Source organism: Streptomyces sp. RLA012, assembly GCF_056270325.1.
Genome location: NZ_JBWDPA010000002.1, coordinates 4,705,980 through 4,721,882 on the forward strand (window position 1 = coordinate 4,705,980; position 15,903 = coordinate 4,721,882).

General features: G+C 67.2%; 27 protein-coding genes. 4 read left to right on the plus strand and 23 right to left on the minus strand.

Annotated features, from left to right (window positions below; all coding sequences use genetic code 11):
* Nucleotides 1–2: 2 nt before the first annotated feature.
* The 21 genes from rplF to RV986_RS21375 form a co-directional block, all read right to left on the minus strand.
* Entirely contained in the window at nucleotides 3–542 is a 540-nt protein-coding gene (rplF, locus tag RV986_RS21275; RefSeq protein ID WP_101400121.1) for a 50S ribosomal protein L6, read from the minus strand.
* 24 nt (nucleotides 543–566) lie between these two features.
* A complete protein-coding gene (gene rpsH, locus RV986_RS21280) occupies nucleotides 567–965 on the minus strand; it encodes a 30S ribosomal protein S8 (protein WP_055614920.1) in 399 nt (132 codons plus the stop codon).
* Nucleotides 966–1,177: 212 nt separating this feature from the next.
* On the minus strand, nucleotides 1,178–1,363 hold the full coding sequence (locus RV986_RS21285) for a type Z 30S ribosomal protein S14 (RefSeq protein ID WP_003948630.1): 186 nt from the start codon (nucleotides 1,361–1,363) through the stop codon (nucleotides 1,178–1,180).
* A 5-nt stretch (nucleotides 1,364–1,368) separates the two neighbouring features.
* On the minus strand, nucleotides 1,369–1,926 hold the full coding sequence (rplE, locus tag RV986_RS21290) for a 50S ribosomal protein L5 (RefSeq protein WP_037626984.1): 558 nt from the start codon (nucleotides 1,924–1,926) through the stop codon (nucleotides 1,369–1,371).
* Nucleotides 1,926–2,249, minus strand: coding sequence for a 50S ribosomal protein L24 (rplX, locus tag RV986_RS21295; protein WP_362018956.1), 324 nt, complete (start codon nucleotides 2,247–2,249; stop codon nucleotides 1,926–1,928). Before rplX ends, rplE begins: the two co-directional genes overlap by 1 nt.
* A gap of 2 nt (nucleotides 2,250–2,251) precedes the next feature.
* On the minus strand, nucleotides 2,252–2,620 hold the full coding sequence (gene rplN, locus RV986_RS21300) for a 50S ribosomal protein L14 (RefSeq protein ID WP_003992364.1): 369 nt from the start codon (nucleotides 2,618–2,620) through the stop codon (nucleotides 2,252–2,254).
* A 199-nt stretch (nucleotides 2,621–2,819) separates the two neighbouring features.
* Nucleotides 2,820–3,107: a 30S ribosomal protein S17 gene (gene rpsQ, locus RV986_RS21305; RefSeq protein ID WP_475918931.1), complete on the minus strand. Its 288-nt coding sequence runs from the start codon at nucleotides 3,105–3,107 to the stop codon at nucleotides 2,820–2,822.
* A complete protein-coding gene (gene rpmC, locus RV986_RS21310; RefSeq protein ID WP_003998824.1) occupies nucleotides 3,107–3,331 on the minus strand; it encodes a 50S ribosomal protein L29 in 225 nt (74 codons plus the stop codon). The genes rpsQ and rpmC overlap by 1 nt, the downstream gene beginning before the upstream one ends.
* On the minus strand, nucleotides 3,331–3,750 hold the full coding sequence (gene rplP / locus RV986_RS21315) for a 50S ribosomal protein L16 (protein ID WP_010986348.1): 420 nt from the start codon (nucleotides 3,748–3,750) through the stop codon (nucleotides 3,331–3,333). The genes rpmC and rplP overlap by 1 nt, the downstream gene beginning before the upstream one ends.
* A gap of 5 nt (nucleotides 3,751–3,755) precedes the next feature.
* Entirely contained in the window at nucleotides 3,756–4,601 is an 846-nt protein-coding gene (gene rpsC / locus RV986_RS21320; protein ID WP_475918932.1) for a 30S ribosomal protein S3, read from the minus strand.
* A complete protein-coding gene (rplV, locus tag RV986_RS21325; protein ID WP_004571827.1) occupies nucleotides 4,601–4,948 on the minus strand; it encodes a 50S ribosomal protein L22 in 348 nt (115 codons plus the stop codon). The genes rpsC and rplV overlap by 1 nt, the downstream gene beginning before the upstream one ends.
* Nucleotides 4,949–4,989: 41 nt before the next feature.
* Complete coding sequence (rpsS, locus tag RV986_RS21330; RefSeq protein ID WP_168529651.1) at nucleotides 4,990–5,271, minus strand: 30S ribosomal protein S19; 282 nt, start codon at nucleotides 5,269–5,271, stop codon at nucleotides 4,990–4,992.
* 12 nt (nucleotides 5,272–5,283) lie between these two features.
* A complete protein-coding gene (rplB, locus tag RV986_RS21335; RefSeq protein WP_475918933.1) occupies nucleotides 5,284–6,120 on the minus strand; it encodes a 50S ribosomal protein L2 in 837 nt (278 codons plus the stop codon).
* 39 nt (nucleotides 6,121–6,159) lie between these two features.
* A complete protein-coding gene (rplW, locus tag RV986_RS21340) occupies nucleotides 6,160–6,576 on the minus strand; it encodes a 50S ribosomal protein L23 (RefSeq protein WP_402034679.1) in 417 nt (138 codons plus the stop codon).
* A complete protein-coding gene (rplD, locus tag RV986_RS21345; RefSeq protein ID WP_475918934.1) occupies nucleotides 6,576–7,244 on the minus strand; it encodes a 50S ribosomal protein L4 in 669 nt (222 codons plus the stop codon). The genes rplW and rplD overlap by 1 nt, the downstream gene beginning before the upstream one ends.
* A 7-nt stretch (nucleotides 7,245–7,251) precedes the next feature.
* A complete protein-coding gene (rplC, locus tag RV986_RS21350) occupies nucleotides 7,252–7,896 on the minus strand; it encodes a 50S ribosomal protein L3 (RefSeq protein ID WP_030619125.1) in 645 nt (214 codons plus the stop codon).
* Between the two features lie 17 nt (nucleotides 7,897–7,913).
* Nucleotides 7,914–8,222, minus strand: coding sequence for a 30S ribosomal protein S10 (rpsJ, locus tag RV986_RS21355; protein ID WP_003948644.1), 309 nt, complete (start codon nucleotides 8,220–8,222; stop codon nucleotides 7,914–7,916).
* Nucleotides 8,223–8,802: 580 nt separating this feature from the next.
* Nucleotides 8,803–9,315, minus strand: a complete 513-nt coding sequence (locus tag RV986_RS21360; protein WP_475918935.1) for a hypothetical protein — start codon at nucleotides 9,313–9,315, stop codon at nucleotides 8,803–8,805.
* Between the two features lie 90 nt (nucleotides 9,316–9,405).
* Nucleotides 9,406–9,903, minus strand: a complete 498-nt coding sequence (locus tag RV986_RS21365; RefSeq protein WP_475918936.1) for a hypothetical protein — start codon at nucleotides 9,901–9,903, stop codon at nucleotides 9,406–9,408.
* A gap of 72 nt (nucleotides 9,904–9,975) precedes the next feature.
* Nucleotides 9,976–11,298 carry a hypothetical protein gene (locus RV986_RS21370; RefSeq protein WP_475918937.1) on the minus strand — a complete coding sequence of 441 codons (1,323 nt, stop codon included), beginning with the start codon at nucleotides 11,296–11,298 and terminating at the stop codon, nucleotides 9,976–9,978.
* Nucleotides 11,299–11,310: 12 nt separating this feature from the next.
* Nucleotides 11,311–11,718: a hypothetical protein gene (locus RV986_RS21375; protein WP_475918938.1), complete on the minus strand. Its 408-nt coding sequence runs from the start codon at nucleotides 11,716–11,718 to the stop codon at nucleotides 11,311–11,313.
* 381 nt (nucleotides 11,719–12,099) lie between these two features.
* On the opposite strand from RV986_RS21375, the gene RV986_RS21380 reads away from it, so the two are divergent.
* The gene (locus RV986_RS21380; protein WP_475918939.1) at nucleotides 12,100–12,453 is read left to right on the plus strand and encodes a DUF4333 domain-containing protein; all 354 of its coding nucleotides are present in this window, start codon (nucleotides 12,100–12,102) and stop codon (nucleotides 12,451–12,453) included.
* 96 nt (nucleotides 12,454–12,549) lie between these two features.
* Here RV986_RS21380 and RV986_RS21385 read toward each other — a convergent pair whose 3' ends face one another.
* On the minus strand, nucleotides 12,550–12,759 hold the full coding sequence (locus tag RV986_RS21385; RefSeq protein ID WP_475918940.1) for a DUF397 domain-containing protein: 210 nt from the start codon (nucleotides 12,757–12,759) through the stop codon (nucleotides 12,550–12,552).
* A complete protein-coding gene (locus tag RV986_RS21390; protein ID WP_475918941.1) occupies nucleotides 12,756–13,634 on the minus strand; it encodes a helix-turn-helix domain-containing protein in 879 nt (292 codons plus the stop codon). Before RV986_RS21390 ends, RV986_RS21385 begins: the two co-directional genes overlap by 4 nt.
* Nucleotides 13,635–13,789: 155 nt before the next feature.
* Here RV986_RS21390 and RV986_RS21395 point away from each other — a divergent pair, with 155 nt between their 5' ends.
* From RV986_RS21395 to RV986_RS21405, 3 genes are all read left to right on the plus strand, one after another.
* Nucleotides 13,790–14,122 carry an ATP-binding protein gene (locus RV986_RS21395; RefSeq protein WP_475918942.1) on the plus strand — a complete coding sequence of 111 codons (333 nt, stop codon included), beginning with the start codon at nucleotides 13,790–13,792 and terminating at the stop codon, nucleotides 14,120–14,122.
* 227 nt (nucleotides 14,123–14,349) lie between these two features.
* Nucleotides 14,350–15,261, plus strand: coding sequence for a helix-turn-helix domain-containing protein (locus tag RV986_RS21400; protein ID WP_475918943.1), 912 nt, complete (start codon nucleotides 14,350–14,352; stop codon nucleotides 15,259–15,261).
* Nucleotides 15,262–15,413: 152 nt separating this feature from the next.
* Entirely contained in the window at nucleotides 15,414–15,872 is a 459-nt protein-coding gene (locus RV986_RS21405) for a DUF6932 family protein (RefSeq protein ID WP_475918944.1), read from the plus strand.
* Nucleotides 15,873–15,903 lie beyond the last annotated feature (31 nt).

Sequence of the window (15,903 nt, forward strand, 5' to 3'; positions counted from 1 at the left end):
GCTTACTTACCCGCCTTTCCGACCTTGCGGCGGATGACTTCGCCTTCGTACTTGACGCCCTTGGCCTTGTACGGGTCGGGCTTGCGCAGCTTGCGGATGTTGGCCGCAACCTCTCCGACCTTCTGCTTGTCGATGCCCTCGACCGAGAACCGCGTCGGGTTCTCGACCTTGAAGGTGATGCCTTCGGGGGCCTCGACGGTGATCGAGTGGCTGTAGCCGAGCGAGAACTCCAGGTTGGAGCCCTTCGCCAGAACGCGGTAACCGACACCGCTGATTTCGAGCTTCTTCACGTAACCCTGGGTCACGCCGGTGATCATGTTCGCCACCAGCGTGCGGGACAGGCCGTGCAGGGCCTTGTTCTGACGCTCGTCGTTCGGGCGGGTGACATTGAGAATGCCGTCCTCACCCTTGGCGACCTCGATCGGCGCCGCGACGGTGTGGGAGAGGGTGCCCTTGGGGCCCTTCACCTGGACCGTACGGCCGTCGATGGTGACGTCCACGCCGGCGGGAACCGTGATGGGGAGCTTGCCAATGCGCGACATAGCTGTTTCCTCCGTTCCCTTCCGCTACCAGACGTAGGCGAGAACTTCTCCGCCTACGCCCTTCTTGCCGGCCTGCTTGTCGGTGAGGAGACCGTGCGACGTGGAGATGATCGCCACGCCGAGGCCACCGAGCACCTTGGGCAGGGAGGTGGACTTCGCGTACACACGCAGACCCGGCTTCGAAATCCGCTTGATGCCCGCGATGGAGCGCTCACGGTTCGGGCCGAACTTCAGCTCGAGGACGAGCTTCTTGCCGACCTCGGCGTCCTCGACCTTCCAGCCGGTGATGAAGCCCTCCTGCTGGAGGATCTCCGCGATGTGCGACTTGATCTTGCTGTGCGGCATCGCGACATCGTCGTGGTACGCCGAGTTCGCGTTACGCAGACGGGTAAGCATGTCTGCGATGGGATCAGTCATGGTCATGAATTGGCCTTCGGCCTCTCTCGCCGGGGTTTCCTGTATGCGCCATCCCTCTCCCCACTCAGTGGCGGGACGGGTGCGGTGCGGGGACCTACGGCGTAGTAAGTCGATTGGGGCGGCAGGCGCCCAACCCTCCTAGCCTAAGCCATGAAGGAGTGGGCACCTGACCGAACCCTTTACTTACCGAGAGCCTCTGGAATCCCGAATTACCGGGACTACCAGGAGCTCTTGGTCACGCCCGGCAGCTCGCCACGGTGAGCCATCTCACGAAGGCAGACGCGGCACAGGCCGAACTTGCGGTACACGGAGTGCGGGCGGCCGCAGCGCTGGCAGCGGGTGTAGCCACGCACACCGAACTTGGGCTTACGAGCAGCCTTGGCAATCAGAGCCTTCTTCGCCATCTCGCTTACGCCTCCTTGAAGGGGAAGCCGAGGTGACGGAGAAGGGCACGGCCCTCAGCGTCGTTGGTCGCCGTGGTCACCACGGTGATGTCCATGCCCCGGGTACGGTCGATCTTGTCCTGGTCGATCTCGTGGAACATGACCTGCTCCGTGAGACCGAAGGTGTAGTTGCCACGGCCGTCGAACTGCTTGGGGGACAGGCCGCGGAAGTCGCGGATGCGCGGCAGCGCGAGCGACAGGGTGCGGTCCAGGAACTCCCACATGCGGTCGCCACGGAGCGTGACGTGGGCACCGATCGGCTGACCCTCACGCAGCTTGAACTGCGCGATGGACTTGCGGGCCTTGGTGATGGCCGGCTTCTGACCGGTGATCGTGGTCAGGTCACGGACGGCACCGTCCATGAGCTTGGAGTCACGGGCGGCGTCGCCGACACCCATGTTGACCACGATCTTGACGAGGCCGGGCGTCTGCATGACGTTCTCGTAGGAGAACTCTTCCTGCAGCTTCGCCGCGATCTCCTCGCGGTACTTCGTCTTGAGACGCGGAGTGGTGGTGGTAGCCATCAGATGTCCTCACCCGTCCGCTTGGCAACGCGGATCTTGTTGCCCTCGTCGTCGAAGCGGTAACCGACGCGCGTGACGACCTTGTTGCCGTCCTTCTCCACGACGAGCTGAACGTTGCTCACGTGAATCGGGGCCTCGGTGGTCACGATGCCGCCGGCCTGCGAACCGCGAGCGGTGGGGCCGGCCTTCGTGTGCTTCTTGACCCGGTTGACACCCTCGACCAGGACGCGCTCGTCGCGCGGGTAAGCGGCAATGACCTTGCCCTGCTTGCCCTTGTCCTTGCCGGTGATGACCTGAACCGTGTCGCCCTTCTTGATCTTCATGCTTACAGCACCTCCGGCGCGAGCGAGATGATCTTCATGAACTTCTTCTCGCGCAGCTCACGGCCGACCGGGCCGAAGATACGGGTGCCGCGAGGGTCGCCGTCGTTCTTCAGAATGACAGCGGCGTTCTCGTCGAAGCGGATGTACGAGCCGTCCGGACGGCGGCGCTCCTTGACGGTGCGAACGATGACCGCCTTGATGACGTCACCCTTCTTCACATTGCCGCCGGGGATCGCGTCCTTGACGGTGGCGACGATGACGTCACCGATGCCCGCGTAGCGGCGACCGGAGCCACCGAGCACACGGATGCAAAGGATTTCCTTCGCCCCCGTGTTGTCGGCGACACGCAGTCGCGACTCCTGCTGGATCACGTCTATCTCCTGATTGTCTGCCGGTTCCCGCGGGGATCCCTTTCGGGTCGCCCCACGAGCCTGGCGGAACCGTCCTGCGGATGAGCCCCGCAGGAATTACTTGGCCTGTTGAGGGAGAAAACCTCCGCCGGGGGCAGCACACCTGACGGTGCGCCAGGCCCCCGGCGGGGGGTGACGGGGGGACGGACCCCCCGTTTGATTACTTCGCCTTCTCCAGGATCTCCACGATGCGCCAGCGCTTCGTCGCGGACAGCGGACGCGTCTCCATGAGGAGGACGCGGTCGCCGATACCCGCGGCGTTCTGCTCGTCGTGGGCCTTCAGCTTGCTCGTGCGGCGGATGACCTTGCCGTACAGAGCGTGCTTGACGCGGTCCTCGACGGCGACGACGACAGTCTTGTCCATCTTGTCGCTGACGACGAGACCCTCACGGGTCTTGCGGAATCCGCGCGCCTCGGTTGCGTTCTCAGTCACGTTGCTCTCGCTCATCAGGCGCTCTCCACCGTCTCGATGCCCAGCTCGCGCTCACGCATCAGGGTGTAGATCCGCGCGATGTCCTTCCGGACGGCCTTGAGCCGACCGTGGTTCTCGAGCTGACCGGTCGCCGCCTGGAAGCGGAGGTTGAACAGCTCTTCCTTGGCTTCGCGAAGCTTCGCGAGAAGCTCCTCGTCACCCAGTTCGCGCAGCTCGGACGCCTTGGTACCGGCCGACATCACGCTTCACCTGCCTCGCGCTTGACGATCCGGCACTTCATCGGCAGCTTGTGGGCTGCGCGAGTGAGGGCCTCACGGGCGATCTTCTCGTTGGGGTAGGACAGTTCGAACATGACCCGGCCCGGGTGCACGTTCGCGATCCACCACTCGGGAGAACCCTTACCGGAACCCATGCGGGTCTCGGCAGGCTTCTTCGTGAGCGGGCGGTCCGGGTAGATGTTGATCCAGACCTTGCCGCCACGCTTGATGTGGCGGGTCATCGCGATACGAGCGGCCTCGATCTGGCGGTTCGTCACGTACGCCGGCGTGAGGGCCTGAATGCCGTACTCGCCGAACGAAACCTGCGTACCGCCCTTGGCCTGACCACGGCGCTTGGGGTGGTGCTGCTTGCGGTGCTTGACCCTACGGGGGATCAGCATGTCGGTCAGGCCTCCGTTCCGGTGCTCTCAGCCGGAGCATTGGCAGCCGCGGTCGCCTGAGACTCCGTCTTGGGGGCCTCGGCAGCGGGAGCCTGCTGCGGCTTACGACCGCGACCGCCACGCTCGCCACCGCGGCCACCACGGCCGGCGGGGCGGTCGTTGCCGCCACCACGGGCCGGGCGGTTGCCGGCGCGGGCAGCGGCGTTCTCGGCGCGGACCTCGGCGATGTTCTTGACGTCGCCCTTGTAGATCCAGACCTTCACACCGATACGGCCGAAGGTCGTCTTGGCCTCGAAGAAGCCGTAGTCGACGTTCGCACGGAGCGTGTGCAGGGGCACACGGCCCTCGCGGTAGAACTCCGAGCGGGACATCTCGGCGCCGCCGAGACGGCCACCACACTGGATCTTGATGCCCTTGGCGCCGGCCTTCATCGTGCCCTGCATGCTCTTACGCATGGCGCGACGGAAGGAGACGCGGGAGGACAGCTGCTCGGCAACGGCCTGGGCAACCAGCTGAGCGTCGGTCTCGGGGTTCTTGACCTCGAGGATGTTCAGCTGGACCTGCTTGCCCGTGAGCTTCTCGAGGTCACCGCGGATGCGGTCGGCCTCGGCGCCACGGCGGCCGATGACGATGCCGGGACGCGCGGTGTGGATGTCCACCCGCACGCGGTCACGGGTGCGCTCGATCTCAACCTTCGAGATGCCGGCGCGCTCCATGCCGGACGTCATCATCCGACGGATGGCGACGTCTTCCTTGACGTAGTCCTTGTACAGCTTGTCGGCGTACCAACGGGACTTGAAGTCCGTGGTGATGCCGAGTCGGAACCCATGCGGGTTTACCTTCTGGCCCATTACCGGGTTCCTTCCTTGCTGCTGACGACCACGGTGATGTGGCTGGTCCGCTTACGGATCCGGTAGGCACGGCCCTGGGCACGCGGACGGAACCGCTTCAGGGTCGGGCCCTCGTCCACGTACGCCTCGCTGATGACCAGCGAAGAGGCGTCGGTGTGGTCGTAGTTGTGCGCGGCGTTGGCAATGGCGCTGTCCAGCACCTTGCCGACCGGCACGCTCGCGGCCTGCGGGGCGAAACGCAGGACCGCCTGAGCCTCCGTGGCATCCATGCCACGGATAAGGTCCACCACGCGGCGGGCCTTCATGGGCGTAACGCGGATGTACCGCGCCTGGGCCCTGGCTTCCATGGTTGTCCTTCCAGTGTCTGTCATGGTCATTCCACCCCGCGTTAGCGGCGCTTCGACTTCCGGTCGTCCTTGACGTGACCCCGGAAGGTGCGCGTCGGCGAGAACTCGCCGAGCTTGTGGCCGACCATCGACTCGGTGACAAACACCGGGATGTGGATCTTGCCGTTGTGCACCGCGATCGTGTGACCGAGCATGGCCGGGATGATCATCGAGCGACGGGACCAGGTCTTGATGACGTTCTTGGTACCGGCTTCGTTCTGTACGTCCACCTTCTTGATGAGGTGGTCGTCGACGAAGGGCCCCTTCTTGAGACTGCGCGGCATCTAAACCCGCTCCTAGCGCTTCTTGTTCGTCTTGCGGCGGCGGACGATGTACTTGCTCGAAGCCTTCTTCGGCGAGCGAGTACGACCCTCCTTCTGACCCCACGGGGAGACCGGGTGGCGACCACCGGAGGTCTTGCCCTCACCACCACCGTGCGGGTGGTCGACCGGGTTCATCGCCACACCGCGGACGGTCGGGCGGACGCCCAGCCAGCGCTTACGACCGGCCTTGCCCCAGTTGATGTTGCTCTGCTCGGCGTTGCCGACCTCGCCGACGGTGGCGCGGCAGCGCACGTCGACCAGACGGATCTCACCGGACGGCATGCGGAGGTGGGCCATCTGGCCCTCCTTCGCGAGCAGCTGCACGGAGGTACCGGCGGAACGGGCGAACTTGGCACCGCCACCGGGACGGAGCTCGATCGCGTGGATCGTGGTACCGACCGGGATGTTGCGGAGCGCCAGGTTGTTGCCCGGCTTGATGTCGGCCCCGGGACCGTTCTCGACGCGGTCGCCCTGCGACAGGTTGCGCGGGGCGAGGATGTAGCGCTTCTCGCCGTCGGCGTAGTGCAGCAGCGCGATGCGCGCGGTGCGGTTGGGGTCGTACTCGATGTGCGCGACCTTCGCCGGCACGCCGTCCTTGTCGTGACGACGGAAGTCGATCACTCGGAAGGCGCGCTTGTGTCCGCCACCCTGGTGGCGAACGGTCACACGACCGGAATTGTTACGGCCGCCCTTGCTGTGCAGGGGGCGAACCAGCGACTTCTCCGGCGTGGACCGCGTGACCTCGACGAAGTCGGCGACGCTGGAGCCACGACGGCCCGGCGTAGTCGGCTTGTACTTGCGGATTCCCATTTCTCAGTCCTCGTCCGATATTCGGACCAGGGCACTCCGTTAGGAGGCCTGGCCGAAGATGTCGATACGGTCGCCCTCAGCGAGGGTCACGATGGCGCGCTTGGTGTCAGCACGCTTACCGAAACCGCTCTTGGTGCGCTTGCGCTTACCCTGACGGTTGATCGTGTTGACGCCGGTGACCTTGACCGAGAAGACCGCCTGGACGGCCTGCTTGATCTGGGTCTTGTTGGCGCCCGGCGCGACGACGAAGGTGTACTTGCCCTCGTCGAGCAGCGCGTAGCTCTTCTCGGAGACGACCGGCTTGAGGAGGACGTCACGGGGGTCCGTGAAGCTCTTGCTCGTCGGCGTCTCGACGGTGTTCTTGCCCTCGGCCTCGTGGCGCTTCGCCTTGGCGACGCGCGCGACCTTCTTGGCCTTGGCGGCCTTCGAGGCAATGCTCGGGTGACGCGTAGCCATCAGGCTTCGCTCCCTTCGGTGTCAGCGTTCCGCTCCGCAGAGGGGGTGCCAGACACGAAGGACTCCAGAGCGGCCTGGGTGAAGACCACGTCGTCCGAGACGAGAACGTCGTACGTGTTCAGCTGGCCCGGCTCCAGGATGTGCACCTGGGGCAGGTTGCGCGCGGAGAGCAGCGCGGCCTCGTCGGAGCGCTCGATGACCAGGAGCACGTTCTTGCGCTCACTGATCTTGCCGAGCAGGCTCTTCGCGGCCTTGGTGGAGGGGGTGTCGCCCTCGATCACGCCGGAGACGACGTGGATGCGAGCGTTGCGGGCCCGGTCGGTGAGGGCGTGGCGCAGGGCCGCGGCCTTCATCTTCTTCGGGGTCCGCTGCGAGTAGTCACGCGGCACGGGACCGTGCACGACGCCACCACCGGCGAACTGCGGCGCGCGGGTCGAACCCTGACGGGCGCGACCGGTGCCCTTCTGGCGGTAAGGCTTCTTGCCACCACCACGGACTTCGCCACGGGTCTTGGTCTTGTGCGTGCCCTGGCGGGCAGCGGCCAGCTGCGCGACGACGACCTGGTGAAGCAGCGGGATGCTGATCTTCTCGACGGCGAAGATCTCCGCGGGGAGCTCGACCGTCCCGGTCTTGTCGCCTGCCGGCGAAAGGATGTCAACAGTGCTCATCGGTACCTCAGGCCCCCTTGGCCGCGGTGCGGACCAGGACGAGGCCGCCGTTCGGACCGGGAACCGCGCCCTTGATGAGCAGCAGACCCTTCTCCGCGTCAACGGCGTGGACGGTCAGGTTCTGGGTGGTGACCCGCTCGTTGCCCATACGCCCCGCCATGCGGAGGCCCTTGAACACACGGCCCGGGGTGGCGCAGCCACCGATGGAGCCGGGAGAGCGGTGCTTGCGCTGGGTGCCGTGTCCGGCGCCGAGGCCCTTGAAGTTGTGACGCTTCATGACACCGGCGAAGCCCTTGCCCTTGCTCTTGCCGGTGACGTCGACCTTCACGCCCGCCTCGAACACCTCGGCGGAGATCTCCTGGCCGAGGGTGTACTCGGAGGCATCCGCGGTGCGGATCTCGACGAGGTGGCGACGGGGGGTGACGTCGGCCTTGGCGAAGTGACCCTTGAGGGGCTTGTTCACCTTGCGCGGGTCGATCTCGCCGAAGGCGATCTGGACCGACTCGTAGCCGTCGGAGTCATTCGTACGAACCTGGGTCACGACATTCGGCCCGGCCTTGACGACGGTGACGGGAACAACACGGTTGTTCTCGTCCCACACCTGCGTCATGCCGAGCTTCTCGCCCAGGATGCCCTTGATCTGCTTAGCCATTCTCAGATCACCGATCCCTAGAGCTTGATCTCGATGTCGACACCGGCCGGGAGGTCGAGTCGCATCAGAGAGTCAACGGTCTTGGGGGTCGGGTCGAGAATGTCGATCAGGCGCTTGTGCGTGCGCATCTCGAAGTGCTCGCGCGAGTCCTTGTACTTGTGCGGCGACTTGATGACGCAGTACACGTTCTTCTCAGTGGGCAGCGGCACCGGGCCCGCGACCGACGCACCAGTTCGGGTCACCGTCTCGACGATCTTCTTCGCCGAAGAGTCGATGACCTCGTGGTCGTAGGCCTTGAGCCGGATGCGGATCTTCTGTCCCGCCATGGCTACTCAGTAGTCCTTTGTCTAGTGAAACGCCCTGGAACCCGGGGGTTCGCGTCCTGGCCTCCGACCCACGCGGTCGGGTGTGTCGCGCTCCTGCCGCAGAGATACTCCGTGAACGGAATTTCCCTACCAGGGACGCGGCCCGCCCGAAAGCAACCGCAGGACCGGGGGCGAAAACACCCACCAGGCGCCTGGTCTGCACCCCGCTGACACTTCCCGAAAGATTCCCGTACGTCCGCCCCAGCGCTGCCTTACGGCAGTTGAGGCGACGAGTACTGTGGGACTCGCTTCCGGTCCTCCCGGCGGGAGACGCGCAGCATCGGCACTCGACCGAGCAACCCCGTTAGTCTGCCATACGGGGCAGGGGCCTGGCCAATCGAGCCGAGGATCGTACCCCGTGGGTGATGCGGGTCAAACCCTGGGCGCCCGCACGCGCCGACGGAGGTCGCTCTTGCCGGCCTTGGGACGGCCGCCAGGAGCGCGTGGTGACGATGAGCGGAAATCCGACCACGGTATGTGACGCCCACCGGGCGAGCCCGGCGAGGACGGGCCGGTCGGCGGGATCGCGACCCCGCCGGCCTCACAGTTTGCCGGTGACGACTCCGCGCCAGGTCCACCCCGCGCCCAGGACGGCGTCCTGCAGGGGGTTCTTGAGCTCGGAACTGTCGAAGGTGAACGTCTCGGTCGCTTCGGCGTCGCCGTCTTCGCCCCCGCCGAGCGTCCATTGCTTCGAGACCGTCTTCACCTGGCCGCGTTGGGCCTCGGCCGAGATGGACAGCCTGGGGGTGCCGCCGACCCAGGTGACCTCGTACTGCTGGTCGAGGGTGCGGACTTCGTTCTTCTCCGGGACCAGGCGCATACGGACCTGGAACACCCGGCTCACCTGGGTGCGGGCGAAGAAGGTCTGCCAGGCCGGCTCCAGCATCCGCCACTCCGCCACCAGGTCGGCGCCCTCCGCGCGGCCGTCCCGGACGACGTACGGGACGTCAGTGCGGTTGAGGCCGAGCAGGGCCGCGTGGACCTCCGCCGTGGATCGCGGGGCGACACCGTCGGCCGGGCGCTTCGTTCCGGTCAGCTTGTCAAAAAGTCCCATGAAATCAACCTAGGAGGGGCCGGATTGTCGGTGCAAGATCTGCCGCCGGCGCGGAGTGCGCTTCCGCGGGAGGCGCCTTCGCGGAACGCGCTACGAAGCCGCGCCGGTGTCCGGGCGGACTGTGCGCACGAAGTCCCGGAAGTCGTCCAGGACGGCGGGGTGTTGGGCCGCGGTGGCGGTCAGGATCAGGCGGATCACCGACCGCCTGCGCGGATCGGCGACGTCCAGCATGGACAGGTAGACCTGCGATTGGACGAGATCGCGACGCACACCGCCGGCGACGGCCGAGACGGCGAGCGTCTGCGTGAGGCCCGGCGCCTGCGCGGAGCCGATCTCGCGGCGTCCGGTGACCTCGACCGACGCGGCGGCCTGACGCAGTCGCTCCACGGACTCCTGGGCGATCTCGGACAGCGCCGCCGCGTCCGGACGGTACTCGCCGTCGATCGTGATGTTCGCGGTGAATCCGGCGTCCGGTCGCGGATGCAGCGCGATGAACGCCGCCCCTGGTGCGCCGGCTTCGTCCGGCGGTGCGGCGTGCCAGCCTTCCGGCAGTTCGAACTCGATCGGTACGGGCAGGGTCGTGGGCATCTCGGGCCCTCCTCACTACGGCAGTGCGTCTACGGCAGGGCGTCTACGGCAGTCGGTCCGCGGGAGCGCGCATCAGAACAGGCCGACGAACGCACCGGCCGTATCGCCGATGGCATCGGCCGCATCGCCCGCGGTGTCGGCGATCTTCCCCGGATCAACAGTGATCTCGAAGCCCACCTCGCCGCCGAGCCCGACGGCGGCGCCCACCGTCGCGCCGATTTTCCACTTGCCGTCCTCGCCCTTGCCGAGGGTGGCGTCGGCCTCGGCCCCGGCACCGGCCCAACCCTCCAGCGTCCCGCCCGCTCCGATGCCGCCGATGTCCGCGCCCCCCGAGACACCGGCCTTCGCGCCGGCGAACGCCTCCGCTCCCGCGTGCACCCCCTCAAGGCCGATGCCCGCGTTGACTCCTGCCTCGGCGCCCGCCATGGTCTCCGGCCGACCGTACAACCCGACGAAACCGGCGTCGGCGCGGCCCTTGGCCGAGGCCTCGCCCCCCGCGAAGACGCTGGCCTCCCCCTGGAGACCCTCGTTGGTGATGCCGCCGGCCGCGGAGACCTTGGCGCCCGCATAGGCTTCGGCCTCCCCGGCGAGCTTGAACGGGCCGTTGGTGAGCGACCCCTCCGCGCTCGCGCGGCCCAGGTCGGCGTGCGCCTCGGCCTCGCCCAGCTTGCCGGCTGCCGTGTCGGGCCCGGAGACCTCTGTCCCGACGCCGGGGCCGGAGGCCTCGCTCTCGCCTTCGGACACCCACCCGTCGGTCTTCGTTCTGGTCTTGGGCTCCGGCTTGCCGGCCTTCGCCAGGTCACCCACGGCGTGTGCGTTGAACCCGCCGAACCCGAGACCGTCCGTCGAGACATCGCTCGTCGCGCGGACCAACGCCCGCTTCACGCTCTGGTCGGCGTCGTCGACGGCCTTGACCGCCTTGGCTATGTCGTCGGTCCAGCCCTGCGCCTTCGTACGGGCGTCGGACTGCAGCCGGGCGTAGTCGGGGTCGTGGTGGAGGGCGTACTTCTCCTGTTCGGAGAGCTTGTCGTACCCGACGTAGGTCGCCTTGCCGGAGCTGTCGACCTTGTAGTCCTTCTCCTCGGCGTCGTGGACCAGGTCCTTGACCGCCTTCTGCAGGCGGGTCAGTTCGGTGTGCGCATCCGTGAGGAGACTGGCGATGGCCAGCGCCTCGGCCTTGGCCGCTCCGTACTCGAAGGCCGTGGCCGAGGCGTTCTGCTGCTGCGCGCCGTAGGCGAGCCCCTGCCAGTTCCCGTTGCCCAGCACACCCTGCACGTGCTTCTCGTAGTCGGTCTTCAGCTCACCGAAGCGCTCGCCCATCTTCTTCCACGCCCCGGACACGTCCGCGAGCGGAGACAGATCAGCCGTCATCACGTCTTGGTAGTTCAGCGTCATGGCCGCTCCCCGTCACATGCCGTCGAAGCTGCTGGGGGGCCGGACCCCCGCCGCCTGCGCGCCGACGGTGGTGTCCTGGTTGTGGAAGAGGTTCTTCGTGCCGTGCAGCGCGTTCACCTCCTGCTGCAGCCGGGCCATGAGCCGGTTCGTCTGCCCCTGCCAGGCGGTCAGCGCGTCGGAGACAGCCTGGTCCGAGGCCCAGCCGGAGAGCCCTTTCAGTCCGGTGTCCTGCTTGATCAGGGGGCTCGCGGGAGCCACCGGGCCGACGAAGGGGGGCCGCACGGCGGCTCCACCGCCCTCCGCCATACGGGCGGCTGCCTGGGTGTCCGGCATCAGGTGCTCTTCCATGAACTTCGCCGCGCGCGTCTTGTCGCTCGCCGAGCTCGCAAGTCTCGGCTCGCCACCGTCTCCGGATCCCATGGGCAACCCCCGTTGCGTTCGCGCCTCGTCCGTCACGCGCCCGACAGGCACACCACGGAAAGTCAACGTGCACCCTAACGGCCACTCCTGAGCCCCGACGTCTCCACCCTCAGCCTGAACAGACTCCTGCACACAACCTGAACACGCTCCTACGGAAGTGAGGACCACCGACCACCTGCCGAGTGGGGTCCTTCGCCGTCGGCGCGAGGGAGTTGCCCGGCAGCCTCGGCTGCCGCGGTCCCGCCGGGTACGAGACCGCACTCACGCGGCCTGACCACCACACTGGCTGTCAGGGAGCCCTTCCAACAGATCGGCGCAGCTCTGCCGAGTATGCTTCCTGCCTCTTCTTGTCATGATCCCCCCCCCACACCGGAGTCCACCATGACCACAACCCGGTTGTCCGCGGCGACTTCGATCCTCTCGGCAGCAGCCGCCGGCGCGCTGCTCGTCGGCTGCTCGGCCTCGGTCCACGTCGGAACGTCCACGCCGAAAATGTCCGCGGACAAGCTGGCCACCATCGTCGCCGAAAAGCTCGCCGCCACCATGAACCAGCCGAAGCCGAACATCGCCTGTCCCGAGGACCTCACCGGCAAGGTCGGCACCACCACCCGGTGCAAGCTCACGGCGAAGGACGGCAGCACCTTGGGCGTAACGGTCACGGTGACCTCTGTCGACGGAGAGCAGATCAACTTCGACATCAAGGCCGACGACACGGCTTCCCCGGCTGCGAACTGACCACCGTCCGTGGCTCCACCCACCCCCCTGCACGAAGCGCCGCATGAGTGTCCGTACGCGTACAGGGGAGCGCGAATGGCAAGGCGTCCCAGTGGGTCAGCCCTCGGAGGCGTACGTCACGAAGTCCGCCCACGCGTCCGGGGCGAAGCCCAGCCGTGGACCCTGGGTGTTCTTGGAGTCGCGGACGTGAATCGTGCCGGGGGTGTTGGCCACCTCGACGCAGTCACTCGGGTTACTGCTGTCGCTGTAGCTGCTCTTGAACCACGCCAGCTCGGAAGGGTCTCCGGCAGAGGCCTTGCGGATCATGTCTCTCCCAGCAGTTGTTCGATGAAGGCCACTGACTCCCGTGCGGTCAGAGCCTCGGCCCGGATGATGCCATAGCGCAGTTCGAGAATCCTCAGCTGCCTCGGGTCGGAGACGGGACGTCCGCCGAACTCGTCGTCCATGCGTCCAACCGCCGTTCCGTCCCCGAACTTCAACACCTGGATCCGTCCTCCTGTACCAGGATGGTCCCAACGGTCCATCGGCATCACCTGAATTTCGACGTTCCGCAGCCGCCCCAGCTCCAGGAGGTGTTCGAGCTGCCTGCGCATCACCATCTTGCCTCCGACCGGGCGCGTCAGCGTCACCTCTTCCTGAACAAAACTGAGCTCAGGAGCCGTTGAGCGTTCGAAAATCCCCCTGCGCGCCATGCGCGCGGCCACCGCTCGCTCCAGCTCGTCTCCCGAGAGCGATGGACGCCGCGTCTTCAACAGCGCCCACGCAAACTCCTCGGTCTGCAGCAGGCCGTGCAGGTTGTGGTTGGCGTACGAGAGGGTTTCGACCGCCTTTGCCTCAATCTTCGCCAGATCCCGAACCTTCTTCGGATAGCGGACCTTCTTCACGTCCTCCTTCATCGCCGAGATCAGCCCACCGGCGCCCAACACCTCGTCCGCCCGGTCCAGATACTCAGGCTGGGGGATCCGCTTGCCCCCCTCAATTTTGTAGACCAAATCCTCCCCGTACCCCACCGCCCTCCCGAACTCGGCGGCCCGCATCCCCTTCGCCTCCCGCCGCAGCTTCAACTGCCGACCCACGGTCGCGACCACCGCCACACCCCAGTCGTCGTCCGGGTCCACCTCCCAACCCGGCTCGTCCGCCTCGCCCTTGAGCCGTACCGCGTCACCGTCCACCTGCCGCATCGCGCGCCCCTCCGTCGTACCCCAGTGCCGCAACGCCCCTTACCCCTACGGCCCCTGCCGACAGCCCGGACAGCACCGGACAACATGCCGACAGTCACCGTACGTACCGGGGTCGTCACTGTTCACGGTAAGCACACGCCGCCACGCTCAGTGACGTGAACCAGAAAGAGTCCACCCAACTCCACTCCCCCACCCGTCACTTCAGCGTCCTCCTGTCCCCCACCCCACGCGGCGCCTGTCTCGCCCGCCTCCTCGCCACGGAGTGGCTGCGCGCCTGGGACCTGCCGCGCCGCCAACCCCTGTCCACCGACGCCGTATCGGGGCGCGGCCTCCTCCTCGTCGAGGCCCTCGCCGACCGCCGGGGCGTCGAACTCGGACCCGTGCCCCGCAAGACCGTGCGGACGGAACTCGACCTCCTGCCACCACAACCACCGGAACACGGCAGCCCATACTCCGGTGCTGTCGGCGCTCTTTCCCAAGAAACATGAGGGAGAAAGAAACCCACCAAGCCCCACCCCTCCCGCCCGCCGCGCAAACTCACTCCCCCGAGTGAATATGTCCAACTCGGCTGGATTCGGGACCGGTTGCCTGCCCTACGCTCAGCGCGACACCACCGCAGACATGCGACAGACCTGCGGCAGAAATGCGACGGCCCCCGCCGGGACTGCAATCCCAGTGCGAGGGCCTGACCACCGAGGAAGAGGAAAGCTTCCCGATGGATACGCAAAACCCTAGCGCGCTCCCGCGCGCCCAGTCCCGGATCGCGGGCAAAAACCACCCACACCGGCAGGCCCACGGCCACCCCGGCGGCGTCATCCACGACAACACCCGCCACACCACCCGCTTCACGGTGATCGGCAACCACCTCGCCCAGCACCCGGAGCTGTCGGGACTCGCCATCGGACTCGGCGTCCACATCCAGTCGCTGCCCACCGGCGCCCGCGTCGACATCAAGACGCTCGCCGCCCGCTTCCCCGAGGGCCCCACCCGTATCGCCGCCGCCCTGCGCGAACTCGAAACCCACGGCTACCTCCGCCGCACCCGCGAACGCGCCCCCGGCGGCCGGATCGTCACCCGCACGGTCTCCTGCAACCAGCCCGGACACCACGACACAGCGGCCGACACCCCCAAAGCGCCCACCCGACGGCCCGCCCCGGACAAGCGCCCGCCCCGCAAGCTGCTCCCCGCCGTACCCAAACCCGCCTACTCCTCCCCCGCCCTCCTCCAGACCGCCACCGACCTCCTGGCCGGCCTCCGACGCCACGACCCCCGCCTGCTCCTCTCCGCCACCGACGCGGAGCACCTCGCCCCGGGGGTCGCCGCCTGGCTGGAACGCGACCTCACCCCCACCGCCGTACAACGCGCGCTGACCAGCGACCTGCCACCCGAGCCCCTGCACCGCCCAGCCGCCCTCCTGGCCCACCGACTCGCCGCCCAGCTGCCGCCTCCGCCGCCGTTCCGCGCCCCCGCACCGCCCTCAGTCATGGGCGTACGCCACCCCCTCCGGAACTGCGACAGCTGCGACCTCGCCTTCCGCGGCCCGGAACCAGGCACTTGCCGGGCGTGCACGCCGGCGAGCCCATTCCCAGGTATCCCCGACGGCTCCGAAGTCGACCCGGCAGGATGAATCCCCCATCACTCGACAGGACCCCACGTGCTGCCTTCCTTCGCCGCGAACGGATTCCTCCCTCTGGGCCGGTACTCCATCTCCCTGGAGGAGGCGGAGTCCATGCTGGTCAGCGCCCCCGAGTTCCAGGATTCCCCGACGCGCGCGGGACTGTGGGACCGCTCCACGGCTATCTCGACCGATTCCTCACGCTTGAGGAAACGTACGCGGACCTCCTGGACGGACTCCCGCTCGTCCACCGGCTGTGGCTCGGCGGCAGCTTCGTCAGCACGAAACCCGATCCCGGGAACATCGACGCCACCCTCTTGATCGATACGCGTGCCGAGCGCGCGGTACGGGGAAAGCCCGGGTCCAGGTGGCTGACCACCGCCTTCCAGAGCCGCGAGAGGATGAGGGAGAAGTTCGGCGTCTCGCCGCTCAGAATCGGGTACCAGCCCGTTGCCCATATCTTCCAGCCGGAACGCTTCACTCCCGACGAACAGACATACTTCACACAACGGGGTGTGTGGGACGACTGGTGGCAGCGTTGCAGACTGCCCGACCAGGGCGACCGCCCTCCGTCGGAAGAAAGTGCCGCCCCGGCACGCGGATACCTGGAGGTGCGACTGTGACCGGCGACAGCTATCGAGAGCGCAGGCGCGA